Source organism: Streptomyces globosus (assembly GCF_003325375.1).
GTDB lineage: Bacteria > Actinomycetota > Actinomycetes > Streptomycetales > Streptomycetaceae > Streptomyces > Streptomyces globosus_A.
The window spans coordinates 2318169-2338707 of record NZ_CP030862.1; the positions used below are offsets into that span (position 1 = coordinate 2318169).

The 20539-nt window shown below is 73.3% G+C and carries 18 protein-coding genes; 10 read left to right on the plus strand and 8 right to left on the minus strand.

What is annotated here, in order from left to right:
* Nucleotides 1–83: 83 nt before the first annotated feature.
* On the minus strand, nt 84–500 hold the full coding sequence (locus C0216_RS10525) for an SsgA family sporulation/cell division regulator (protein ID WP_114055014.1): 417 nt from the start codon (nt 498–500) through the stop codon (nt 84–86).
* A 355-nt stretch (nt 501–855) separates the two neighbouring features.
* Between C0216_RS10525 and C0216_RS10530 the strand changes: the two genes are divergently transcribed.
* Nucleotides 856–1977, plus strand: coding sequence for a WD40/YVTN/BNR-like repeat-containing protein (locus C0216_RS10530; RefSeq protein WP_114055015.1), 1122 nt, complete (start codon nt 856–858; stop codon nt 1975–1977).
* Nucleotides 1978–2240: 263 nt separating this feature from the next.
* Here C0216_RS10530 and C0216_RS10535 read toward each other — a convergent pair whose 3' ends face one another.
* Nucleotides 2241–2540 (minus strand): YciI family protein, encoded by a 300-nt coding sequence (locus C0216_RS10535; protein ID WP_114055016.1) that lies wholly within the window; start codon nt 2538–2540, stop codon nt 2241–2243.
* A gap of 25 nt (nt 2541–2565) precedes the next feature.
* Between C0216_RS10535 and C0216_RS10540 the strand changes: the two genes are divergently transcribed.
* Nucleotides 2566–3243: an endonuclease V gene (locus C0216_RS10540; RefSeq protein ID WP_114055017.1), complete on the plus strand. Its 678-nt coding sequence runs from the start codon at nt 2566–2568 to the stop codon at nt 3241–3243.
* A gap of 24 nt (nt 3244–3267) precedes the next feature.
* Here the strand turns inward: C0216_RS10540 and C0216_RS10545 are convergent, their stop codons facing one another.
* Nucleotides 3268–4590 (minus strand): saccharopine dehydrogenase family protein, encoded by a 1323-nt coding sequence (locus C0216_RS10545; protein ID WP_114055018.1) that lies wholly within the window; start codon nt 4588–4590, stop codon nt 3268–3270.
* Nucleotides 4591–4724: 134 nt separating this feature from the next.
* A complete protein-coding gene (locus C0216_RS10550) occupies nt 4725–6374 on the minus strand; it encodes a PKD domain-containing protein (protein ID WP_114055019.1) in 1650 nt (549 codons plus the stop codon).
* Between the two features lie 255 nt (nt 6375–6629).
* Between C0216_RS10550 and C0216_RS10555 the strand changes: the two genes are divergently transcribed.
* From C0216_RS10555 to C0216_RS10580, 6 genes are all read left to right on the plus strand, one after another.
* Nucleotides 6630–7022 (plus strand): MmcQ/YjbR family DNA-binding protein, encoded by a 393-nt coding sequence (locus tag C0216_RS10555; RefSeq protein ID WP_246042453.1) that lies wholly within the window; start codon nt 6630–6632, stop codon nt 7020–7022.
* A gap of 103 nt (nt 7023–7125) precedes the next feature.
* The gene (locus tag C0216_RS10560) at nt 7126–8322 is read left to right on the plus strand and encodes a CaiB/BaiF CoA transferase family protein (RefSeq protein ID WP_114055020.1); all 1197 of its coding nucleotides are present in this window, start codon (nt 7126–7128) and stop codon (nt 8320–8322) included.
* Nucleotides 8322–8552 (plus strand): hypothetical protein, encoded by a 231-nt coding sequence (locus tag C0216_RS10565; RefSeq protein ID WP_246042455.1) that lies wholly within the window; start codon nt 8322–8324, stop codon nt 8550–8552. Before C0216_RS10560 ends, C0216_RS10565 begins: the two co-directional genes overlap by 1 nt.
* An 11-nt stretch (nt 8553–8563) precedes the next feature.
* Nucleotides 8564–9706: an acyl-CoA dehydrogenase family protein gene (locus tag C0216_RS10570; RefSeq protein ID WP_114055021.1), complete on the plus strand. Its 1143-nt coding sequence runs from the start codon at nt 8564–8566 to the stop codon at nt 9704–9706.
* A gap of 23 nt (nt 9707–9729) precedes the next feature.
* A complete protein-coding gene (locus tag C0216_RS10575; RefSeq protein ID WP_114055022.1) occupies nt 9730–10944 on the plus strand; it encodes an acetyl-CoA C-acetyltransferase in 1215 nt (404 codons plus the stop codon).
* A gap of 45 nt (nt 10945–10989) precedes the next feature.
* Entirely contained in the window at nt 10990–13161 is a 2172-nt protein-coding gene (locus C0216_RS10580) for a 3-hydroxyacyl-CoA dehydrogenase NAD-binding domain-containing protein (protein ID WP_114055023.1), read from the plus strand.
* Nucleotides 13162–13231: 70 nt separating this feature from the next.
* On the opposite strand, the gene C0216_RS10585 is transcribed toward C0216_RS10580, so the two are convergent.
* Nucleotides 13232–13876, minus strand: a complete 645-nt coding sequence (locus tag C0216_RS10585) for a maltokinase N-terminal cap-like domain-containing protein (RefSeq protein ID WP_114055024.1) — start codon at nt 13874–13876, stop codon at nt 13232–13234.
* 57 nt (nt 13877–13933) lie between these two features.
* The gene (locus C0216_RS10590; RefSeq protein ID WP_114055025.1) at nt 13934–14659 is read right to left on the minus strand and encodes a MerR family transcriptional regulator; all 726 of its coding nucleotides are present in this window, start codon (nt 14657–14659) and stop codon (nt 13934–13936) included.
* A gap of 100 nt (nt 14660–14759) precedes the next feature.
* Between C0216_RS10590 and C0216_RS10595 the strand changes: the two genes are divergently transcribed.
* Nucleotides 14760–16604: an AMP-dependent synthetase/ligase gene (locus C0216_RS10595; protein ID WP_114055026.1), complete on the plus strand. Its 1845-nt coding sequence runs from the start codon at nt 14760–14762 to the stop codon at nt 16602–16604.
* Nucleotides 16605–18070: 1466 nt separating this feature from the next.
* Here the strand turns inward: C0216_RS10595 and C0216_RS10605 are convergent.
* Nucleotides 18071–18379, minus strand: coding sequence for a DUF6415 family natural product biosynthesis protein (locus tag C0216_RS10605; protein WP_162793160.1), 309 nt, complete (start codon nt 18377–18379; stop codon nt 18071–18073).
* Between the two features lie 191 nt (nt 18380–18570).
* On the opposite strand from C0216_RS10605, the gene C0216_RS10610 reads away from it, so the two are divergent.
* On the plus strand, nt 18571–19794 hold the full coding sequence (locus C0216_RS10610) for a transcriptional regulator (protein WP_114055028.1): 1224 nt from the start codon (nt 18571–18573) through the stop codon (nt 19792–19794).
* Here C0216_RS10610 and C0216_RS10615 read toward each other — a convergent pair.
* The gene (locus C0216_RS10615; RefSeq protein ID WP_114055029.1) at nt 19775–20440 is read right to left on the minus strand and encodes an HAD family hydrolase; all 666 of its coding nucleotides are present in this window, start codon (nt 20438–20440) and stop codon (nt 19775–19777) included. The two genes, C0216_RS10610 and C0216_RS10615, sit on opposite strands and share 20 nt — an antisense overlap.
* Nucleotides 20441–20539: the final 99 nt, after the last annotated feature.

A 20539-nucleotide genomic window follows, 5' to 3' on the forward strand; every position in this document is an offset into this window, starting at 1 on the left:
CCGTTTCGGCGGGGATGGGAACGCCGACGACGCTACGGGCGGCCGAAGCCGCCCGCAAACGAATTACCCGGACGCCGCCGGGCTCAGCGCGGACCGCGCATCAGCTCCGCCAGGCTGTGGTCCATGTCCAGGTAGAGGTGCTCGTGCCCCGGCGAAACCACCTCCGCGGACCTTCGCAGGAAACGCTGCAGCTCCGCCGTCGCCATGAGCACGATCGCGACACCCTCCGGGGCGTGGAACTCGATCGTCGTCCGGTCCCCGTCGTACGGGCGCACCCGCACGTCGCCCTGGCCCGACGGCCTGATCAGGCCCGACCTCAGCAGTTCGCGGGCGAACGTCCACGACACCTCGACGCCCTCCAGCGTGGCCGGAGCGGGGAACGCCATCCGCACCGCGAACGGATCCGACCGGTCGTAGCAGAGAGTGACGGGTACGGTTTCCACCTTCGGCGCGGTGGCTACCAGACGTGCCTGCACGGCCTGCTCGATAACAGTGATCAAGGCTCGCTCCCTTGCGGCGGATCTGCTGCCGGGTCTGGGCTGGAGACCGGCAACCCGATAGACGCCGCAATCGGCAAATCCGTGCACGGGCGATGACGTGAGCTGCGTCACCGATTGGCCGGAACGCGTCCATGTGATCACGTACGGTGATCAAAGCGGGTCCGCCGACCGAAGGGACGCCCCACTCGGCCCCCGTCCGAGGGTGAATCGAGAACGGCCGATTCACGCTCACTCCACAGGCCCAACGGGTGCCCGGGGGAGGGGCGGCGGGCTTTCCCGGCGCGCCGCGGGCGCCCTGGACGGCGCATCCGCAGGTGCACTAGCTTCCGGCGCCATGAGATTCCCGAGAATTGGCATGTCCGCGGCGGCTGTGGCGATCGCCCTCACCGCCGCCCCCGGCCCCGCCCACGCGGACGCCACCGCCACCGCCACCGCCCCCGCCCCCGCGGATGCCCCCGTCCCCGCCGTCGCGGGCGGCGACACCCACGCCTTACGCGGCGCCGGGTGGGCCCTCAAGCAGACCGGCAAGGACGCCCGCTTCCGCGGCCTGGCCGCCGTCAGCCGCTCCACCGCGTGGGTGGCCGGCTCCAAGGGCACCGTCCTGCGCACCACCGACGGCGGCCGCAGCTGGCGGGACGTCTCACCTCCGACCGCCGCCGCCGAAGGCCTCGAACTGCGCGACATCGAGGCGTTCGACGCCCGCCGCGCCGTCGCCCTCTCCATCGGGGAAGGCGAGGCGTCGCGGGTGCTGCGCACCGACGACGGCGGCCGCACCTGGACCGAAACCTTCAGGAACCCGGACCCCCGCGCCTTCTACGACTGCCTGACCTTCTTCGACTCCCGGCACGGCCTCGCCATGAGCGACCCGGTGGACGGCAGGTTCCGCATCCTGTCCACCGACGACGGCGGGCGCAGCTGGACTGTCCTGCCCGAAGCGGGCATGCCGCCCGCCCTGCCCGGCGAAGCCGGCTTCGCGGCGAGCGGCCAGTGCCTGGTGAGCGCCGGACCGCGCGACGTGTGGCTTGCCACCGGAGGCGGAGCCACCGCCCGCATCCTGCACTCGTCGGACCGCGGCCGCACCTGGCGGGCCACCGAGTCAGGCATCCCGGCAGGCGACCCGGCCAAGGGCGTCTTCGCCCTCGCGTTCCGCGACCGTACGGCGGGCCTCGCCGTCGGCGGCGACTACCGCACCGGCGAGCCCTCCCCGCAGGCCGCCGCCCGCTCCGCGGACGCCGGCCGCACCTGGAGCCCCGCCGCCACCCCGCCGCCTGCCTACCGCTCGGGCGCGGCGTGGCTCCCGCACACCCGCGCCGCGGCCCTCGCGGTCGGCCCGACGGGCACCGACGCCACCATCGACGGCGGCCGCACCTGGCGCCCGCTCGCAGCGGGCTCGTTCGACACGGTCGACTGCACCCCTGACGGCAGCTGCTGGGCGGCGGGGGAGAAGGGGCGGGTGGGGCGGCTGGAGCGGGAGTGAGGCGGGAGGAGGTGGGGGAGGGCGGGACCCACACGCTCGGGATCGGCGAGGCGGCAGCGGGGGTGGTGGGGGCGGGAGCCGGGGCTCGGGGTGGGGTGGTGCTGGGGGTGTCCCGGCAGCTTGTTGGCGTTCCGGGGCGTCGGCTCCGCCAACCCGGCTTCTGCCGTTGCCTCTTCGGCGCCGATCCCGCGGCTCCCGCCGCACCCGCCCCGCCCCGCTTCCCTGCCTCGCTTCCCCGCCCCGCCGTCGCGTCGTCCGCGCCCTTAGCCCCGCGGCGTCTCCCGCGCCGCCGACAGGGACGGGGACGTCTTCGTCGCGACGAACTCCGTGATGCGGTACTCGCAGAGGCCCGCGGTGGTGAAGGGGTCCTCCTCGGCGATCTTCTCGATCTCCTCGCGGGAGACGCCCGACGCCAGGATGATGCCGCCGTCGCGGGGGACCTTGCGGCCCGAGGCGAGGAAGACGCCCGACGCGTAGTGGGCGTCCAGCCACGCCATGTGGGCGTCGAGCTGTTCCTCGACGGCTTCGAGGGGTGCGATGTAGGTGAGCTCCATGACGAACATGGAGGTGAGGCTACTCTCGCATCACATGACCATGGTGAAGACCCCCGCCGACGAGGCCGAGGCCCGGGCGATACAGGATGAACTGCGCGCTGCCGTCGTGCTCGACGAGGTCGGGCCGCCGCCGGGGCGCGGGCTCGTCGCCGGCGTGGACGTCGCCTACGACGACGAGCGGGACCTGGTGGCCGCCGCGGCCGTCGTGCTCGATGCCGCGACGCTGGACGTCGTCGAGGAGCGGACAGCCGTCGGGCGCGTCAGCTTTCCGTACGTGCCCGGGCTGCTCGCCTTCCGGGAGCTGCCGACCGTCCTGGCGGCGCTCGACGCGCTGTCCGCGCCGCCGGACCTCGTCGTCTGCGACGGCTACGGCCTGGCGCACCCCAGGGGCTTCGGGCTGGCCTGCCACCTCGGGGTGGTGACGGGGCTGCCCAGCATGGGCGTGGCGAAGAACCCCTTCACCTTCACCTACGACGAGCCCGGTGCCCGCCGCGGCGACGCGGCCGCGCTGCTCGCGGGTGACGGCCGTGTCGTCGGGAGGGCGCTGCGGACGCAGGACGGGATCAAGCCGGTGTACGTGTCGGTGGGGCACCGGATCTCGCTCGACAACGCCTGCGCCCACGCCCTCGCGCTCAGCCCGCGGTTCCGGATTCCCGAGAGCACCCGCCGGGCGGACTCGCTGTGTCGGCGGGCGCTGCGCGAGGCGTCCTGACGGGCCCGCCGACGGGCGGGGGCCTCAGCGGGCCGAGGCGACGCGGAAGCGGATGCCGGCCTTCTGGAGGCGGTCCAGCAGGGAGTCGCCCATCGCGACGGCCGTGGTGAGCTGTCCGGCACGCTGCGGCAGCGCGTCGAAGGCCAGGCACAGGGCCGACTCGGCCAGCATCTTCGCGGTTTCGCCGTAGCCCGGATCGCCGCCCGAGACCTCGGTGAGGACGCGGCGGCCGCCGCCCTCGCCGACGAAGCGGACGGTGAACCAGCTGCGGGCCCGGCGTTCGGCGTCGGGGCCGCGGCCCGGCTCCCAGAGGTCCATCAGCCACTGCCGGGCGGGCGGCAGCTGCGCCAGCGCGGCGGTCGCTCCGACGGCCGCGGTGCCGCAGAGGGCGAAGGGGAGGTGTTTGACCGAGGCGTAGTGGCGGTAGCGGAAGTCGGGCCCGTAGCGGTCGAGCGCGGCGGCGGACCGCGTCACGATGCGCGGGTCGAGGCTGGGCAGGGGCAGGGCCCAGGTTCCGGTCTCCCGGCTGAACCGGGGTACGCCGACGGGCCCGCGGACGCGGCGTCCGGGCAGCCGGTGCTCGTGGAGGCGGCGTTCGCGGGCGGCTGCGAGGGTCTGCGGGGCGCGGCCCATGGCGGTGAGGGCGGAGGCGAGGGTGCCGCCCGAGAAGAGGGCGTTGGAGCGCATGAAGCCGTCCACGCGGAGCGGGACGTCCCGGGGGAGCTGCGCGACGGTGAAGTACGCGCCGAGGTCGGCGGGGACGGAGTCGAAGCCGCAGGCGTGGACCAGGCGGGCGCCGGTCTCCCGGGCGCGCGCGTCGTGCAGGACGTAGGTGCGGTCGACGAACTCCGGCTCGCCGGTGAGGTCGACGTAGTCGGTGCCGGAGGCGGCGCAGGCGGCGACGATCTCGCCGCCGTACAGGACGTACGGTCCGACGGTCGTGGCGAGGACGCGGGTGGCGGCGGCGAGTTCCCGTACGGCTGCCGGGTCGGAGGCGTCGGCCTGGAGCAGCGGGACGTCCGCGGCGGCGGGGTGGAGGGCGGTCAGGCGGTCGCGGAGCCGTTGCAGCTTGGCGGGGTCGCGGCCGGCGAGGGCCCACCGGCAGCCGGCGGGGGCGTTCGCGGCGAGGTACTCGGCGGTCAGGGCACCGACGAAGCCGGTCGCGCCGAAGAGGACGACATCGTGGGGGCGGTCCGCCTCCTTCGCCGCGGGTCCGGTGGCCTGGTCGGTCCGGTCGGCCCTGCCGGCCTGGTCGGTCCGGTTGGCGTGGTCGTCCCGATCGGCCCGCTTCCGGCCCCCTTCGCCCCGTCCCGCCGTCGGACCGGCCTGTCGAACTTCTTCGTTCATCACGGCTCCTCCCAGCTGTTACCGGTGGCCGAGGCTAGCGTGCGCCGACGGCGGTGCGGGCGGCGCCCCCGCCCGGCCGAAAGCCGTTGCGGGGGCGCCGTGTCCGGGGCCGGCGGCGGTGGCGCCGGCCGGGGTCAGTTGTCCTCGTACAGGCCGAAGATGTCGACGACGAGGTCGATGTCGGCGTCGCTCTGGTTCCAGATGTCGATGATCCCGTACGGGCCCGTGCCCGCCTGGACCAGGTTCGGGACGGTCCTGCCGCGGGTCCAGTTGAGGGTGGAGGAGGTCGGTGTGGGCGGCCACTGCTCGGTGCCGTTGTCGTAGTCGGCCAGCGAGTTCGGGTCCGGTGCGACGGCGAGGTGGCCCGGGCCCTTGGGGTTGGTGACGGTGGTGTTGAGGACGAAGCCCTTGGTGTGCGGGAACCCGTCGGCGAGCGGCATGTACACGTAGCTGCGGCCGCTCAGCGGGCCCCAGGGCCAGGTGGCGCCGTCACGGGTGTCGAGCAGGCGGTCCGGCTTGAGCGGCACGTAGGCGTTGGGGCCGGCGGGGCTGTAGTAGCCGACGATGTCGATGATGACGTCGGTCGGGTTCCAGCCGCCGTTGCGGATGCTGATCTCGCCGGAGGCGCTGACCGGGACGATCACCGCGTTCGCGATGGTCTGCCCGGCGCTGAAGTTGAGGTTCGACACCGCCGGGGCGGTCCCGCTGCCGGGGAAGACGGTGAGGTGGCCGTCGCTCCTGGGGTTGGTGACCGTCACGTTCAGCGCGACGGCGGTGGCGTTGGCCAGGCCCCTGATCGGCTTGGTGAGCGTGCCGTAGCCCTTGATCTGGCCCTGGGGGGCGCCGGTGCCGTTGCGGGTGTCGACGAGGCGCTGCGGGTCCAGCGGGGTGTAGCCGCTGGAGGCGGACTTGGTGAAGTAGCCGGTGACGTCGGCGATGAGGTCGACCCCCTCCCAGCCGCCGTTGTACAGGTTCACGTACCCGTCCCTGCCGACGGGGACGATGACCAGGTTCGGGACGGTCTGCCCGGGGGCGAAGTTGACGTTCGAGGTGGTCGGCTTCTCGCCGCCGTCGGGGTAGGCGGTGATGTGGCCGCCGCTGGTGGTGTTGGTGACGGTGACATTGAGGACGACGGCGGTCACCCCGGCGGGGATGGCGGCGTTGCCGCCGATCCGGAGCCGGGCCTGGCCGTAGGCGGGGACCTTCCCCCGGTAGCCGCCGGTGCCGTTGCGGGTGTCGAGGAGGCGCTGCGGGGTGTGCGGCGTGAAGTGGGAGCCCTGGGTCCAGACGGCGATCTGGTTGACGGCGGATGCCTGCGTGACGTGGTCCGTGACCGTGACGCGGACCGTGTAGCCGCCGGGCTTGCCGTACTGGTGAGGGGTGGTCAGCTTCTGGCCGCCGGCGGACGTCCCCTCGCTGGCGGTGCCGTCGCCCCAGTCGACCGAGACGGAGACGGCGTTGGCCGTGCCGGTGGTGGCGGCGTCGACCTCGATGCCGTGCGCGCTGGTGGTGAAGGCCTGGAGGCCCACGGCTATCTCGTTCTGTGCGGTGTCGCCGGAGGCGGCACCCGCCCGGCCCGCCGCGGGGGCCTGCCGGACCGACCGGTCGGCAGGGCTGGTGAACGCGGCGGCCTCCCGCTGCTGCGGCCTGACCTGGTCGGGCTTGGCGATGCCGTGCGGCTCGGGCCGGCCGGAGGCCGGGCCGGCCGCGTGGGCCGGGGCGGGTGCGAGCGCGACACCGGCCGCGAGGACGGCGGCGGATGCCGCGAGTCGGCGGTAGGACACCGGGTTTCCCCCCATGGAAAAGTTGTTGAGCCTTTGAACAAGGCTGAAGCCCGCTCAGGGTACAGAGTCGAACGGACCTCGAACGCCGGGGTTTCCGCAGGTCGCGGGTCACAGGTCCGTTTGTCGGATGTGCCCGGTCCGGTTGTCCGGCTCGGCGGGGCGTGGGGGGCTAGCGTGGGTCCGCGGAGGCCGGTGGCCGGCGGCCGGTGGCCGGTGGCCGGGTACGGGCGCGGACGGCGTCGGGCGGAGGAGTCGGTGAAGGCTGCGGTACGCAAGTGGGAGGCGGTCCGGGAGTTCGCCCTGGGGCTGCCCGAGGCGGTCGAGGAGTTCCCCTGGGGGCCCGAGGACTGCGTCGTGAAGGTCAACAAGAAGATCTTCGTCTTCCTGGGCGGCGCCGACGGCCCGCAGCCCTTGGGCATCTCGGTGAAGCTCAGGGACGAGACGCTGCACGGCCACGCCATGGCCGCACCGGGCGCGGAGCCCACCGGGTACGGCCTGGGCCGGTCCGGATGGGTGTCGGTGCCGCTCGGGGAGCCGGGTGCGCCGCCGGCGGCGGTGCTGTGCGAGTGGGTAGAGGAGAGCTATCGGACGGTCGCCCTGAAGCGGCACGTGAAGGAGCTGGACGAGCGGATCGCGTCAAACGGCTAAGCGCTTGCTCTTGTGCTGAGGGTGACCCGTTCCTAGCATCGCTGGTGTTACATCGGTTGTGTCACACACTCACACGCTCGCACACCAGGATGCCGGGGGTTCGATGTCAGTGACAGGTGCCGGGCAGGCGCGCGGCCACACCGGCGCCGCCGGGCCCGGCCCCGGCCGCCCCGGCGGCCCCGGCGGCCCGCTCGCGGGCCTGCGCGTCGTCGAGCTGGCCGGCATCGGCCCCGGCCCGTTCGCCGCCATGCTGCTCGCCGACCTCGGCGCGGACGTCGTCCGCGTCGACCGGCCCGGCGGCGGCGGCCTCGCCGTCGACCCGGCGTACGACACCACCAACCGCGGCAAGCGCTCCGTGCTGGTCGACCTGAAGGCCGACGGCGGCGCCGCTCTCGTCCTGGACCTGGCCGAGCGGGCCGACGTGCTCATCGAGGGCCTGCGGCCGGGTGTCGCCGAGCGGCTCGGCGTCGGCCCCGACGCCTGCCTCGCCCGCAACCCGCGCCTGGTCTACGGCCGCATGACCGGCTGGGGCCAGGACGGCCCGCTCGCCCCGACCGCCGGGCACGACATCGCGTACATCGCGGTCACCGGAGCCCTCGGCATGATCGGGACGCCGGGCGAGCCCCCGGCCGTCCCGGCCAACCTCCTCGGCGACTACGCGGGCGGCTCCCTCTACCTCGTCATCGGCATCCTCGCGGCGCTCCGGCACGCCGCCGCCCCGGGCGGCGCCGGCCAGGTCGTCGACGCGGCCATCGTCGACGGCACCGCGCACCTGACCGCCATGGTCCACGGCATGATGGCCGCCGGCGGCTGGCAGGACCGCCGCGGCGCGAACCTGCTCGACGGCGGCTGCCCCTTCTACGGGACCTACGCGACCTCCGACGGCGGGTACATGGCGGTCGGCGCGCTGGAGCAGCAGTTCTACGACACCTTCACCACCCTTCTCGGCATCGCCGACCGGGCCCCCGCCCGCAAGGACGCGGCCCGCTGGGGGGAACTGCGCGCGGCCGTCGCAGCCGCCTTCAAGTCCCGTACGCGGCAGGAGTGGACGGAGGTCTTCGATGGCACCGACGCCTGCGTGGCGCCCGTCCTGTCGCTGCGCGAAGCACCCCACCACCCCCACCTGGCCGCCCGCGGCACCTTCACCGACGTCGGCGGCATCGTCCAGCCCGCGCCCGCCCCCCGCTTCTCCGCGACGCCCGCCGCGGTGCGCGGCGGGCCCGCGCAGCCGGGCGCGGACACCGCGTCGGTGGCCGCAGACTGGGACGTGCCGGGCCTGGCCGGGAAGGGCGGCGCCTGATGGAGCTGTCCGCGATGCCCGACGAGGACCTGTACCTCGCCGGCCGCAAGCGCGACGCGGCGGCCGCCGTGCCCGACGGGTTCTGCGAGTTGATGACGCTCTGCCGGCCCGCCGGATATGTCCGCGAGCGCATCGAGGCCTTCCGCGAGGCAGGCATCACGATGCCGAACGTCACGCCCGTCGGCCCCGAGCCGGCCCGGCTGATCGAAACCGTCAAGAGCTGGCTGTAGGGGGAAGACCGATGCAACGACGCATCTTCGACGCCGACCACGAGGCGTTCCGCGACACCGTCCGCACCTTCCTCGCCAAGGAGGTGCTGCCGCACTACGAGCAGTGGGAGAAGGACGGCATCACCAGCCGGGACGCATGGCGGGCCGCCGGCCGGCAGGGGCTGCTGGGCCTCGCCGTCCCCGAGGAGTACGGCGGCGGAGGGAACCCCGACTTCCGGTACGCCGCCGTCCTCGCCGAGGAGTTCACCCGGGCCGGCACCCCCGGCCTGGCCCTCGGCCTGCACAACGACATCATCGGCCCGTACCTGGTCAACCTGGGCACCGAAGAGCAGAAGCGGCGCTGGCTGCCCGGCTTCTGCTCCGGCGAGACGATCACCGCGATCGCGATGACCGAACCGGGCGCCGGCAGCGACCTCCAGGGCATCCGCACCACTGCCGAGGACCGCGGCGACCACTGGCTGGTCAACGGATCCAAGACGTTCATCTCCAACGGAATCCTCGCCGACCTCGTCATCGTCGTCGCCCGGACCGGCCCGGGGGGAGGGGCGCACGGCCTGTCGCTGCTCGTCGTCGAGCGCGGCGCGGAGGGCTTCGAACGCGGCCGGAACCTCGACAAGATCGGCCAGAAGGCGCAGGACACCGCCGAGCTGTTCTTCCACGACGTGCGCGTCCCCAAGGAGAACCTGCTCGGCGAACTCGGCGGCGGGTTCGTCCACCTGATGAACCACCTCGCCCAGGAGCGGCTCGCCATAGCGATGGCCGGCATCGCCGCGGCCGAGCACCTGCTGGAGATCACCACCGCGTACGTCAAGGAGCGCGAGGCGTTCGGACGGCCGCTGTCGAAGCTCCAGCACATCCGCTTCGAGATCGCCGAGATGGCCACCGAGTGCGCTGTCACCCGCACGTTCGTCGACCGCTGCATCACCGACCACTCCGACGGGCAGCTCGACCACGTCCACGCCTCGATGGCCAAGTGGTGGGCGACCGAGCTCCAGAAGCGGGTCGCCGACCGCTGCCTGCAACTCCACGGCGGATACGGCTACATGACCGAATACCGGGTCGCGCGGGCCTTCACCGACGGCCGGATCCAGACCATCTACGGCGGCACGACCGAGATCATGAAGGAGATCATCGGTCGTTCCCTGCTCGGCTAACCTCCCCTCGAAAGGCTTGACCAGTGAGCACCGAAGCGTACGTGTACGACGCGATCCGCACGCCGCGCGGCCGCGGCAAGGCCAACGGGTCCCTGCACGGCACCAAGCCGATCGACCTGGTCGTCGGCCTCATCCACGCGCTCCGCGAGCGCAACCCCGGACTCGACCCCGCCGCCATCGACGACATCGTCCTCGGCGTCGTCGGCCCGGTCGGCGACCAGGGCTCCGACATCGCCCGCATCGCGGCCATCGCCGCGGGCCTGCCCGACACCGTCGCGGGCGTGCAGGAGAACCGCTTCTGTGCGTCCGGCCTGGAGGCGGTGAACCTGGCGGCCGCGAAGGTCCGCTCCGGCTGGGAGGACCTCGTCCTCGCGGGCGGCGTGGAGTCCATGTCCCGCGTCCCGATGGCCTCGGACGGCGGCGCCTGGTTCAACGACCCGATGACCAACTGGGACGTCAACTTCGTCCCGCAGGGCATCGGCGCCGACCTGATCGCCACCATCGAGGGCTTCTCCCGCCGGGACGTCGACGAGTACGCCGCCCTCTCGCAGGAGCGCGCCGCGACCGCCGTCAAGGAGGGCCGCTTCGCCCGCTCCCTCGTCCCCGTCACCGACCGCAACGGCCTGGTCGTCCTCGACCACGACGAGTTCATCCGCCCCGGGACGACGGCCGACACCCTCGCGAAGCTCAAGCCGTCCTTCGCCGACATCGGCGAACTCGGCGGCTTCGACGCCGTCGCCCTGCAGAAGTACCACTGGATCGAGAAGATCGACCACGTCCACCACGCGGGCAACTCCTCCGGCATCGTCGACGGCGCCTCGCTCGTCGCGATCGGCTCCCGCGAGGCGGGCGAGCGGGCCGGCCTGGCGCCGCGTGCCCGCATCGTGTCCGCCGCGGTGTCCGGATCCGAGCCCACCATCATGCTCACCGGGCCCGCCCCGGCCACCCGCAAGGCCCTCGCCAAGGCCGGCCTCACCATCGACGACATCGACCTCATCGAGATCAACGAGGCCTTCGCCGGCGTCGTCCTGCGCTTCGTCAAGGACATGGGCGTCTCCCTCGACAAGGTCAACGTCAACGGCGGCGCCATCGCCCTCGGCCACCCCCTCGGCGCCACCGGCGCGATGATCCTCGGCACCCTGGTCGACGAACTGGAGCGCCAGGACAAGCGCTACGGGCTCGCCACCCTCTGCGTCGGCGGCGGCATGGGCGTCGCCACCGTCGTCGAGCGCCTCTGACATCGTCCTGCACCCCCTGATCCCCCCGACACGGAAGTAGCGAACATGAGCGAGTCCACCACGATCCGCTGGGAACAGGACGAGACCGGCGTCGTCACGCTGGTCCTCGACGACCCCGACCAGTCCGCCAACACCATGAACCAGGCCTTCACGGACTCGATCGCGGCCGTCGCCGACCGCGCCGAGGCCGAGAAGGACTCCATCCGCGGCATCATCTACACCTCTGCCAAGAAGACCTTCTTCGCCGGCGGGGACCTCAAGGAGATGATCCGGCTGCGTCCCGAGGACGCGCAGGCCGCCTTCGACACCGGAACCGGGATCAAGCGCGCGCTGCGCCGCATCGAGACCCTCGGTGTACCCGTCGTCGCCGCCATCAACGGCGCCGCGCTCGGCGGCGGTTACGAGATCTGCCTCGCCTCCCACCACCGCATCGCGCTCGACGCGCCCGGCTCGAAGATCGGCCTGCCCGAGGTTACCCTCGGCCTGCTTCCCGCCGCAGGCGGCGTCACCCGCACCGTCCGCCTCATGGGCATCACCGACGCGCTGCTGAAGGTCCTGCTCCAGGGCACCCAGTACAGCCCGAAGCGCGCCCTCGACAGCGGCCTCGTCCACGAACTGGCCGCGACGCCGGAGGAGATGCTCGCCAAGGCCCGCGCCTTCATCGACGCCAACCCCGAGTCCAGGCAGCCCTGGGACGCGCCCGGCTACCGGATCCCCGGCGGCACGCCCGCCCACCCCAAGTTCGCCGCGAACCTGCCCGCGTTCCCCGCGAACCTCAAGAAGCAGCTGAACGGGGCCCCGTACCCGGCGCCGCGCAACATCATGGCGGCCGCCGTCGAGGGCGCCCAGGTGGACTTCGAGACGGCGCAGACCATCGAGGCCCGCTACTTCACCGAGCTGGTGACCGGCCAGACCGCGAAGAACATGATCCAGGCGTTCTTCTTCGACCTCCAGGCCGTCAACGCCGGCCGCAGCCGCCCCCGCGGCGTCGAGGCGCGCACCGTCCGCCGCGTCGCCGTCCTCGGCGCCGGGATGATGGGAGCCGGAATCGCCTACTCCTGCGCCCGCGCCGGCATCGAGGTCGTCCTGAAGGACGTCACCGCCGAGGCCGCCGCCAAGGGCAAGGCGTACTCGGAGAAGCTGCTCGACAAGGCCGTCGCCAAGGGCCGCACCACCGAGGCCGCCCGGGCCGAGCTGCTGGCCCGGATCACCCCGACCGCCGACACCGCCGACCTCGCCGGCTGCGACGCGGTCATCGAGGCGGTCTTCGAGGACACCTCCCTGAAGCACAAGGTCTTCCAGGAGGTGCAGGACGTCGTCGCGCCCGACGCGCTGCTGTGCTCCAACACCTCCACCCTGCCCATCACGGGCCTCGCCGAGGGCGTCGACCGCCCCGCCGACTTCATCGGCCTGCACTTCTTCTCGCCCGTCGACAAGATGCCGCTCGTGGAGATCATCAAGGGGGAGCGGACCGGCGACGAGGCCATCGCCCGCGCCTTCGACCTCGTCCGGCAGATCAACAAGACCCCCATCGTGGTCAACGACTCGCGCGGCTTCTTCACCTCGCGCGTCATCGGCCAGTTCATCAACGAGGGCGTCGCCATGGTCGGCGAGGGCGTCGAGCCCGCCTCCGTCGAGCAGGCCGCCGCCCAGGCCGGCTACCCGGCCAAGGTGCTCTCCCTCATGGACGAGCTCACCCTCACCCTCCCGCGGAAGATCCGCAACGAGACCCGCAAGGCCGTCGAGGCCGAGGGCCGCACCTGGACCCCGCACCCTGCCGACGAGGTCATCGACCGCATGGTCGACGAGTTCGCCCGCCCCGGCCGCAGCGGCGGCGCCGGCTTCTACGACTACGACGAGGCGGGCAGGCGCTCCCGCATCTGGCCGGGGCTGCGCGAGCACTTCGCCCGCCCCGGCGCGGACGTGCCCTTCGAGGACATGAAGGAGCGGATGCTCTTCGCCGAGGCCCTCGACACCGTCCGCTGCCTCGACGAGGGCGTGCTCACCTCGATCGCCGACGCCAACATCGGCTCCATCATGGGCATCGGCTTCCCCGCCTGGACGGGCGGCGTGATCCAGTACATCAACGGCTACGAGGGCGGCCTGCCCGGCTTCGTCGCCCGGGCCCGCGAACTGGCCGACCGCTACGGCGACCGCTTCACGCCGCCCGCCTCGCTGGTCGCGAAGGCCGAGCGCGGGGAGACGTACGCGGACTGACGCGGCGGCCTGACGCACGCCGGCCGGCGGCCCCCGCCCGACGTCCGGCAGGTGCCGCCCGAGGCGTGCGTCAGGCGCCGCCCAGCGCGGCGAACACCCCGCGGAGCGCGGTGCCGTCGGGGGCCGTCCAGCCGGTGACGACCCCGGCCGCACCGCCCTGCGGGCCGCCCGGCCGCAGGGCGCGTACGATCCGCAGCACCGCCGGCCCGCCCGCGAAGCGGACCTCGGTGCCCTCCGCCGTGGTCGCGGCCGCCGCGGCCGCCGCATCGAGCCCTTCCGCCGCACCCGGGCCCCCCTCCACGACGACCGTCGGGTCCGGCGCACCGTCGATGCTCTGCGCCCAGGGCTGCGCCTCGCCGCGCAGCAGCGCGAGGACCTGCCCGACGGCCACCGGGTCGTGCGCGGCGTCGTACACCCAGCGGGTGCCCAGCACCCCGTGCTCGACAGTGCCGATCAGGGCCCCTTCGGCCCCCTCCAGCGGCGCCCCCCGGTACGTCATCGGCACGTGGTAGGCGACCGGGTCCGGCGCGGAGGCGTCGGCGACGACCATGAACTCGATGCCGACCTCGCCCTCGGGGTCGTCCAGCCGGAACCCGCCGGCCGTGACCGGGTCCGGCGCACCGCCCGTGGCGGCGTACCACGGCTGGGAGGGCAGCCAGGCCGCGAGGAGTTCGAGCTTGGTCGGCGTGATGGTGGTTTTGTGGATCACAGACATGATCCCGAACCTACCGGCTGCCGCAGGCAGTTGGGAGGCGCGGCCGGTCCGCGCTCGTCAGTCGCCGGCGGCGAACTGGGCCTTCAGCTCCTCGCGCAGCGACCGCTGGAACGCCGTGACCAGCGCCTGCACCACCATCGGCTGCATGTGCGCGGACAGCGCCTTCATCGACTCCACCCGCTCCGGATCGTCCTCGCCCTCCGTGAACGGCCCCCACACCTCGTCGCGGAACAGCCGCGTCAGCTCCCGGGCCGTCGCCCGGGCGTGCTCCAGCAGCACCTCCCGGGCCGCCAGCACCGTCCCGTGCGAGATCGGCACGTCCAGCAGCGCCACCCCCAGCCGGAGCAGCGACAGGTCCACCCGGAACCGCTCCGGTCCGCCCCCGACCACGTTCATCGCGGCCAGCCGGCGCAGGTCCTCCTCCGGCAGCGGCCGGCCCGCCCGCCGCTCCAGCTCCTCCAGAGACACCTCCTCCGCCGCGTCCGGCGCCCACGACGACACCAGCGCCCGGTGGATGGCCAGGTCGTGGGCGCTGAGATCGCCGGGCAGGGCGTCCAGGTAGCGCTCGATCGCGGACAGCGTCATGCCCTGGTGCTGGAGCTCCTCGATCAGCGCGAGCCGGGAGAGGTGCTCGGGCCCGTAGCGGCCCACCCGACGCGGTCCGATCACGGGAGGGGGCAAAAGCCCGCGGGTGCTGTAGAACCGTACGGTGCGGACGGTGACCCCCGCCCGGGCGGCGAGCTCGTCGACGGTGAGCGTGGGCTCGGGCACCCCGGTGGTCATGGTCACTCGCCCCGCTCTCTGCTCAGCACGTCCCGTTCCGGTACCGCGGTTCAACAGTATTGCTGTCGCACCAACGATGTGAAACGGCGAGGAGCTGCCCATGAGCACGATCCTGCGACTGCCCGGACGTCCCGAACAGCTCACCCTGCCCGCCCTGCTCGCCCGCAACGCCGCCGAGTACGGCGACCTCCCCGCCCTCTCGTGGCGCACGGGGGATACCGCATCCCCCGGCTGGACCACCCTCGGCTGGGCCGAGGTGCGGCGCCGGGTCGCCGTCCTCGCCGCCGGGTACGCCTCGCTCGGCGTCGAACGCGGCGAACACGTGCTGATCATGATGGGCAACCGGCCCGAGCACTGGCTCACCGACCTCGCCCTCGTCCACCTCGGTGCCGTCCCCGTCACCGTGTACGGCACCTCCGCCCCCGAGCAGATCGCGTACACCGCCCGCCACAGCCGGGCCCGCCTCGCCGTCGTCGGCGGCGCCGGCGAACTGCCGCGCTGGGAACCGCTGCTGGCCGACGGCACCGTACCGCTGGAGCGGCTCGTCGTGGCCGACGCCGGCGCCGCGGGCGCGCACCGCTCGTACGACGCCGTCTACACGGCCGGAACCCGGCTGCACACCCCCGACGCCTTCGAGAAGGCCTGGCGGGAGCTGCGCCCCGAGGACCCGCTGACCGTCGTCTACACCTCGGGCACCACCGGCGACCCCAAGGGGGTCCGGCTCACCCACCGCAACATCCTGCTCCAGTCCGTCCGCCTCGACCGGCGCGTGGAACTCCCCGAGCACGCCGAGCACATCTGCTACCTGCCGTTCGCGCACATCGCCGAGCGGATCCTCGGCATCTACCTGCCGCTGCTGCGCGCCGCGCACGTCCGGCTCGTCGCCGACCCGGCAGCCGTCGCCGCCGCCGTACGGGAGCTGCGGCCGGTGCAGTTCTTCGGGGTGCCCCGGGTGTGGGAGAAGCTCGCCGCCGGCCTGCGGGCGGTGCTCGCCGGGCTGCCGCGGGAGCAGCGGGAGGCCATCGAGGAGGCGAACGGCCTCGCCCGGACCGTGGCCGGGCACCTGGAGCGAGGCGAGCCCGTCCCCGCCGGGCCGGAGGCCGCGTACGTCCGGGCCAAGGAGCACGTCCTGGACCCGCTGCTGCGGCTGGCCGGGCTCGACCGGCTGCTGTGGACGGCGAGCGCGACCGCGCCGATGCCGATCGACGTCGTACGGTTCTGGGCCGGCTGGGGGATCACCGTCATGGACGCGTGGGGCCTGACGGAGACCTCCGGCGTGTGCACCGTCAACAGCCGCGACGCGTTCCGGCTCGGCTCGGTCGGCCGGCCCATCGAGGGCCTGGAGCTGCGGATCGCCGACGACGGGGAGATCCTCGCCCGCGGCGAGACCGTCTTCGGCGGCTACCTCAGGCCCGACGGGACGCTGGAGGGCGCCCACGACGCGGAGGGCTGGTTCCCCACCGGGGACATAGGCCGGATCGACCAGGACGGGTTCCTGTGGCTGACCGACCGCAAGAAGGAGCTGATCATCACCTCCACCGGCAAGAACGTCTCGCCGGCCCTGGTGGAGAACACGCTCAAGGAACACCCGCTGATCGGCCAGGCCCTGGCCCACGGCGACCGCCGCTCCTACCTCGTCGCCCTGCTCGTCCTCGACGCCGAACTCGCCCCGGCGTGGGCGGCGGCCCGCGGCATCGAGGCGGCCTCCCTCGCCGACCTCGCCCGGCACCCGCAGGTGCGCGCGGAAATCGCCGCCGCGGTCGAGACCGCCAACGCCCGCCTCAACCGCACGGAACAGATCAAGCGCTACCACCTGCTGACCACGGAATGGGGGCCGGAGACGGGGGAACTGACCCCGTCCCTGAAACTCCGCCGCCGCGTGGTCCGCGACAAATACGCCGACACGATCGACTCCCTGTACACGGACCCGCCCGAGCCCCGGTAACCCTGCCGGCGCTCCGGTCGAAGTCGGCACCCCGGCCTGCGCCCAAGGCGAGGGCGGGGCGGGGGTGGCGGGAGCCGCAGGGCCGGGGGGTGGGGCGGCGGGAGGCGGGTCGGCGGGGGCCGATAGGTCGGGGGGCGGGGGTGCGAGGGCGAGGCGGGGTTCGGCGGTAGCCGATGGGTCGGGGTCGGGTGTGTGTCTGGGGGTGTCCCGGGCAGTTGATGGTGTCCGGGGCGTGCCGGTCCCTCAAGGGCGCGCCCGTTGGGCGCGTCGCTGCGCGATGGCCCTGGCGGGCCACCCTTGACCGACCGACCCGCCCCGGAGGCATTTTTTCTGCCGGGACGCCCCCAGGGGAACGGCCTGGGGGTACGTGGACCATTCAGGGCCATCAGAGCCGCCGCCCTCCCGCCCCGGGGGCCCCTTTCGCCCCACCGGCATCAGCCGACCCGCCGACGGAAGCCGGGTTGGGCTGTGACGTCGGAAAACGATGCCCAGAGCATCATCGGGAGACAGGAGCGCGTCGGATCGCTACGTGGGCACCCTCAGCTCAGCGGCCGTCGGCCGTCGTCATGGGCAGCGAAGCGCCCCCGCCCGCCACAGGCCTCGTCGGTTTCGGCGACCGACCGCCGCCCGGGGCGCGGGGGCGCCTCAGACGGTTGCATGCGCGGGGCTGCTCGGCGATCGGCCGCCGTCCGGGGCGCGCAGCGCCCCAGCCACTCCCTGCTCCTCCCCTATCGACCTCTGGCCGCAGGACGACCGCATCCGACCCGCCAACCGCCATGATCCGGCGATCCGGGGGTCCGGCGGTCAGCCGCTGAGCCGACGGCGCCCCCGTAGCGATCTGCCGCGCCACCCCCGCCCCTGACGGCCGCCGGACGCTGAGCCGACGGCGCCCCTGTAGCGATCTGCCGCGCCGCCCTGCTCCTGACGGCAGATGGCCGCTGAGCCGAGGGCGCCCACGTAGCGATCCGACGCGCTCCTGTCTGCGGATGATGCTCTGGGCATCGCTTCCCGACGTCACAGCCCGCCCGGCTCTCGCTGGCGGGTCTGCTGATGCCGGTGGGGTGAAAGGGGCCCCGGGGCGGGAGGGCAACGGCTCTGATCCGGCCGGTAGGTGATGGTCCCTCCAGGCCGTTCCCCTGGGGGCTTCCCGGCAGCTTGTTGGCATTCCGGGGTGGGTCGTCCTGTCAAGGGTGGCCCGAAGGGCCATCGCGCAGCGACGCGCCCAACGGGCGCGCCCTTTACAGGGCGGCCCGCCCCGGAAGGACAATGGGCTGCCGGGACACCCCCCGCACCCACCGACCCCGAGTCGTCGGCTCCCGCCAACTCACGCCCGCCGCCGTCTCTCCGACCCCGACCGCGTGGCTCCCGCCTACCCCGCCTCGCCCGCCCCGCCAACGGTGGTTCGAGCAGTCGGAAGGCGCGCCTGGTGCGCCGGACTGGTCGCGAAGCCCCGCCCGCCTGTCTCGCTATCGCCCCGAGGCCAGCAGCTGCCGGATGATCCGGGCCAAGGCCCGGGCGTAGTTCCAGTTTGCGTGGGGGCCCGACCCCAGGGGGCCGACGGCCGCGAAGTACTCCCACTCGGCGAGCGCCGCGACCGTTCCGGCGGGGCGGTGTTGCGAGGGCGCCCGGGAGAGCGAGCCGTGGAGCTCCTGCCCGCAGGTGAGCAGGTCGTCGACGAGCGCCGCGACGGCCTCCGGGCCGGGGCGTTCCGCGTACGGGGCGAGTGCTCGGGCGACCAGTCGGGTCGTGTCCGCGTGACCCTGCGCCATACCCATGCCGGTGCTTCCCATCGTCGTCAGCAGGTGGTGGACACACCATGGACGTAGTGAAGTCCTGTTACGAGGACTTGCCGGAGGGCTTTCTATGGACGAAAAAGGACTTCCTTACGCCCGAACCGGTGAAGCACAGTCCGCGGGCGGACTTTCCTGCCACAGTGGTCAGATCTGAACCGGCCAAGGGAGTTGGAATGCCTCGATCCACTGGCAACGTCCGATTGCGTGCGGCCCGGCAGGCGGCCGGCTACCGGTCGCAGCAGGACCTCGCGAACGCCCTCGCCGCCCGCGGCGTCACCGTCGGCATTCGGCAGGTCCGGCGGTGGGAATCGGACGCTCCGCCCCTCCCGCAGCCCGATATCCGTCAGGCCCTCAGCGAGCTTCTCGGCCGACCGCTCGACGAACTCGGTTTCAACGTTCCGCCGGGCGCGGAGACACGGACATCGACCAGCCTCCTCGCCCCCGCCAACCGGGGTCCTCTGCGTACACCCAACGCGCAGCAACCCGCCACCGCTGCCACTGACTTCCTCGCCGGAACGCGTGCCCACCGCCGGCTCTACTGGAGCGTGGCCCCCGCCACCCTGCACCCCGCCGTGGCCGCGCACGCGGCCTTGGGCAGCCAACTCCTGGACGCGACCACCGGGCGAACGCGGCAGCTCCTCGCCACGGCCCTGGCCGAGAGCTGGTTGCTGGCCGGCCGGATCGAGTTCTTCGACCTACGAGAGCCCGACCGTGCCGGCGACACCTGGGTGCGAGCGCTCCAGGCGGCAGGGGAGGCCGATGACGCCCTCCTGGGCTGTGCCGTCCTCGCCCACATGGCGTTCATTCCCGGGTGGGACGGTGACCGGGACGGTGCGACGGAGCGGATGGTGGCAGCCCGCGCGTACGCCCGCCGAGGTCCTGCCAGCGCCGAACTGCTGGCCTGGCTCGACGCGGTGGAAGCCGAGTGCGCGACGCGCTGCGGCGACACCCGAGCCGCCCTCAACCTGTGTTCTCACGGCGAGGACGTCCTCGCAACCGGCAGCGAGCACCGGAGTCCTGAGTGGCTGGACTGGTTCTCGGCCGTCCGGCTGGCCGCGTTCAAGGGCCACACACAGCTCGCCGCGGGGCACCTTCCGCAGGCCCGCGACACGCTACTCGGCGTTCTCGCCGAACTTCCCGAAGACAGCGACAAGCAGCGGACCGTCGTCCTCGGTGACCTGGCTGCCGTGGAGGTTGCTGCCGGGCGGCCCGAGGAAGCCGCCCGGTACGCCCTCAAGGCGCTGGTCCTGCTCGAAACGCACTGGTACGCGACGGGGCTGGAGCGCATCCGGGAGGTGCGGCGCGCCCTGGGGCCCTGGCAGCACGAGCAGTACGTCCGTGACCTCGATGACCGGCTCTACGGCTGGGGGGCCGTCGTCAACGCCCTCTCTTGTTGAACTCGGCGATCCTGGGGGACAGCTCGGCCAGGCTCTCGATGCGGAACGTCGGGAGTTCGCGTGCCTCGGCGGTGTCCCACTGGATCGTCGCCCAAGGGCCCCGGCGGATCAGCGCCGTGTGCATACCAGCCTGCTTGCCGGGGCGCAGATCGTTGTCGACGCGGTCGCCGACGTAGAGGATCTCCGATGCGTCGGCCGGAACGACCGCGGCCACACGCTCGAAGAACTCGGGGTCGGGTTTGCTCGCGCCCCAGTCGTCCGAGGTGCCGATCAGGTCGACGTCTTTCGTGAACAGGTCGCGGAGCAGGCTGCCGGCGCGGACGGTCTGGTTGCCGGCGATGCCGAGCCACAGGCCGTCGGCACGCAAGCGGGCGAGGCCGGGCCGGACGTCCGGGTAGAGGTCGTCCTCACCGAACCACTCCGGCTGCCCGGCGGCAGCGCGGGCCTCGCGCTGCTCGGTGAGGTCGAAGCCGGGCCGGAAGACCTGGAAGGTCTCGCGATAGTCACGGCCTTCGGCGATGACCGCACCGAAGACGGCGGCGAAGGTGTGGCGGGGGACGCCGAGCCAGTCCGCCCACGTGCCGTACTCCCGGGTCTCGTCGACGAGGCACTCACCGACATCGAACACCACAGCGCGAATCGTCATGCGTGCACCCTACGCGGCGCCTGCTCCCGGCCGGGCACGGACGCCGCTCGGGCAAGCCTAAGCCCCGCTCCCGGCCGGGAGCGGGGCGGGTCGCCGCCG

Bases quoted from the DNA above. Each gene is read 5' to 3' on its own strand.
- C0216_RS10530 (WP_114055015.1), top strand. From the start codon at position 856: ATGTCCGCGGCGGCTGTGGCGATCGCCCTCACCGCCGCCCCCGGCCCC.
- C0216_RS10535 (WP_114055016.1), bottom strand. From the start codon at position 2,540: ATGTTCGTCATGGAGCTCACCTACATCGCACCCCTCGAAGCCGTCGAG.
- C0216_RS10540 (WP_114055017.1), top strand. From the start codon at position 2,566: ATGACCATGGTGAAGACCCCCGCCGACGAGGCCGAGGCCCGGGCGATA.
- C0216_RS10545 (WP_114055018.1), bottom strand. From the start codon at position 4,590: ATGAACGAAGAAGTTCGACAGGCCGGTCCGACGGCGGGACGGGGCGAA.
- C0216_RS10560 (WP_114055020.1), top strand. From the start codon at position 7,126: ATGTCAGTGACAGGTGCCGGGCAGGCGCGCGGCCACACCGGCGCCGCC.
- C0216_RS10565 (WP_246042455.1), top strand. From the start codon at position 8,322: ATGGAGCTGTCCGCGATGCCCGACGAGGACCTGTACCTCGCCGGCCGC.
- C0216_RS10570 (WP_114055021.1), top strand. From the start codon at position 8,564: ATGCAACGACGCATCTTCGACGCCGACCACGAGGCGTTCCGCGACACC.
- C0216_RS10580 (WP_114055023.1), top strand. From the start codon at position 10,990: ATGAGCGAGTCCACCACGATCCGCTGGGAACAGGACGAGACCGGCGTC.
- C0216_RS10585 (WP_114055024.1), bottom strand. From the start codon at position 13,876: ATGTCTGTGATCCACAAAACCACCATCACGCCGACCAAGCTCGAACTC.
- C0216_RS10590 (WP_114055025.1), bottom strand. From the start codon at position 14,659: ATGACCACCGGGGTGCCCGAGCCCACGCTCACCGTCGACGAGCTCGCC.
- C0216_RS10595 (WP_114055026.1), top strand. From the start codon at position 14,760: ATGAGCACGATCCTGCGACTGCCCGGACGTCCCGAACAGCTCACCCTG.
- C0216_RS10605 (WP_162793160.1), bottom strand. From the start codon at position 18,379: ATGGGTATGGCGCAGGGTCACGCGGACACGACCCGACTGGTCGCCCGA.
- C0216_RS10610 (WP_114055028.1), top strand. From the start codon at position 18,571: ATGCCTCGATCCACTGGCAACGTCCGATTGCGTGCGGCCCGGCAGGCG.
- C0216_RS10615 (WP_114055029.1), bottom strand. From the start codon at position 20,440: ATGACGATTCGCGCTGTGGTGTTCGATGTCGGTGAGTGCCTCGTCGAC.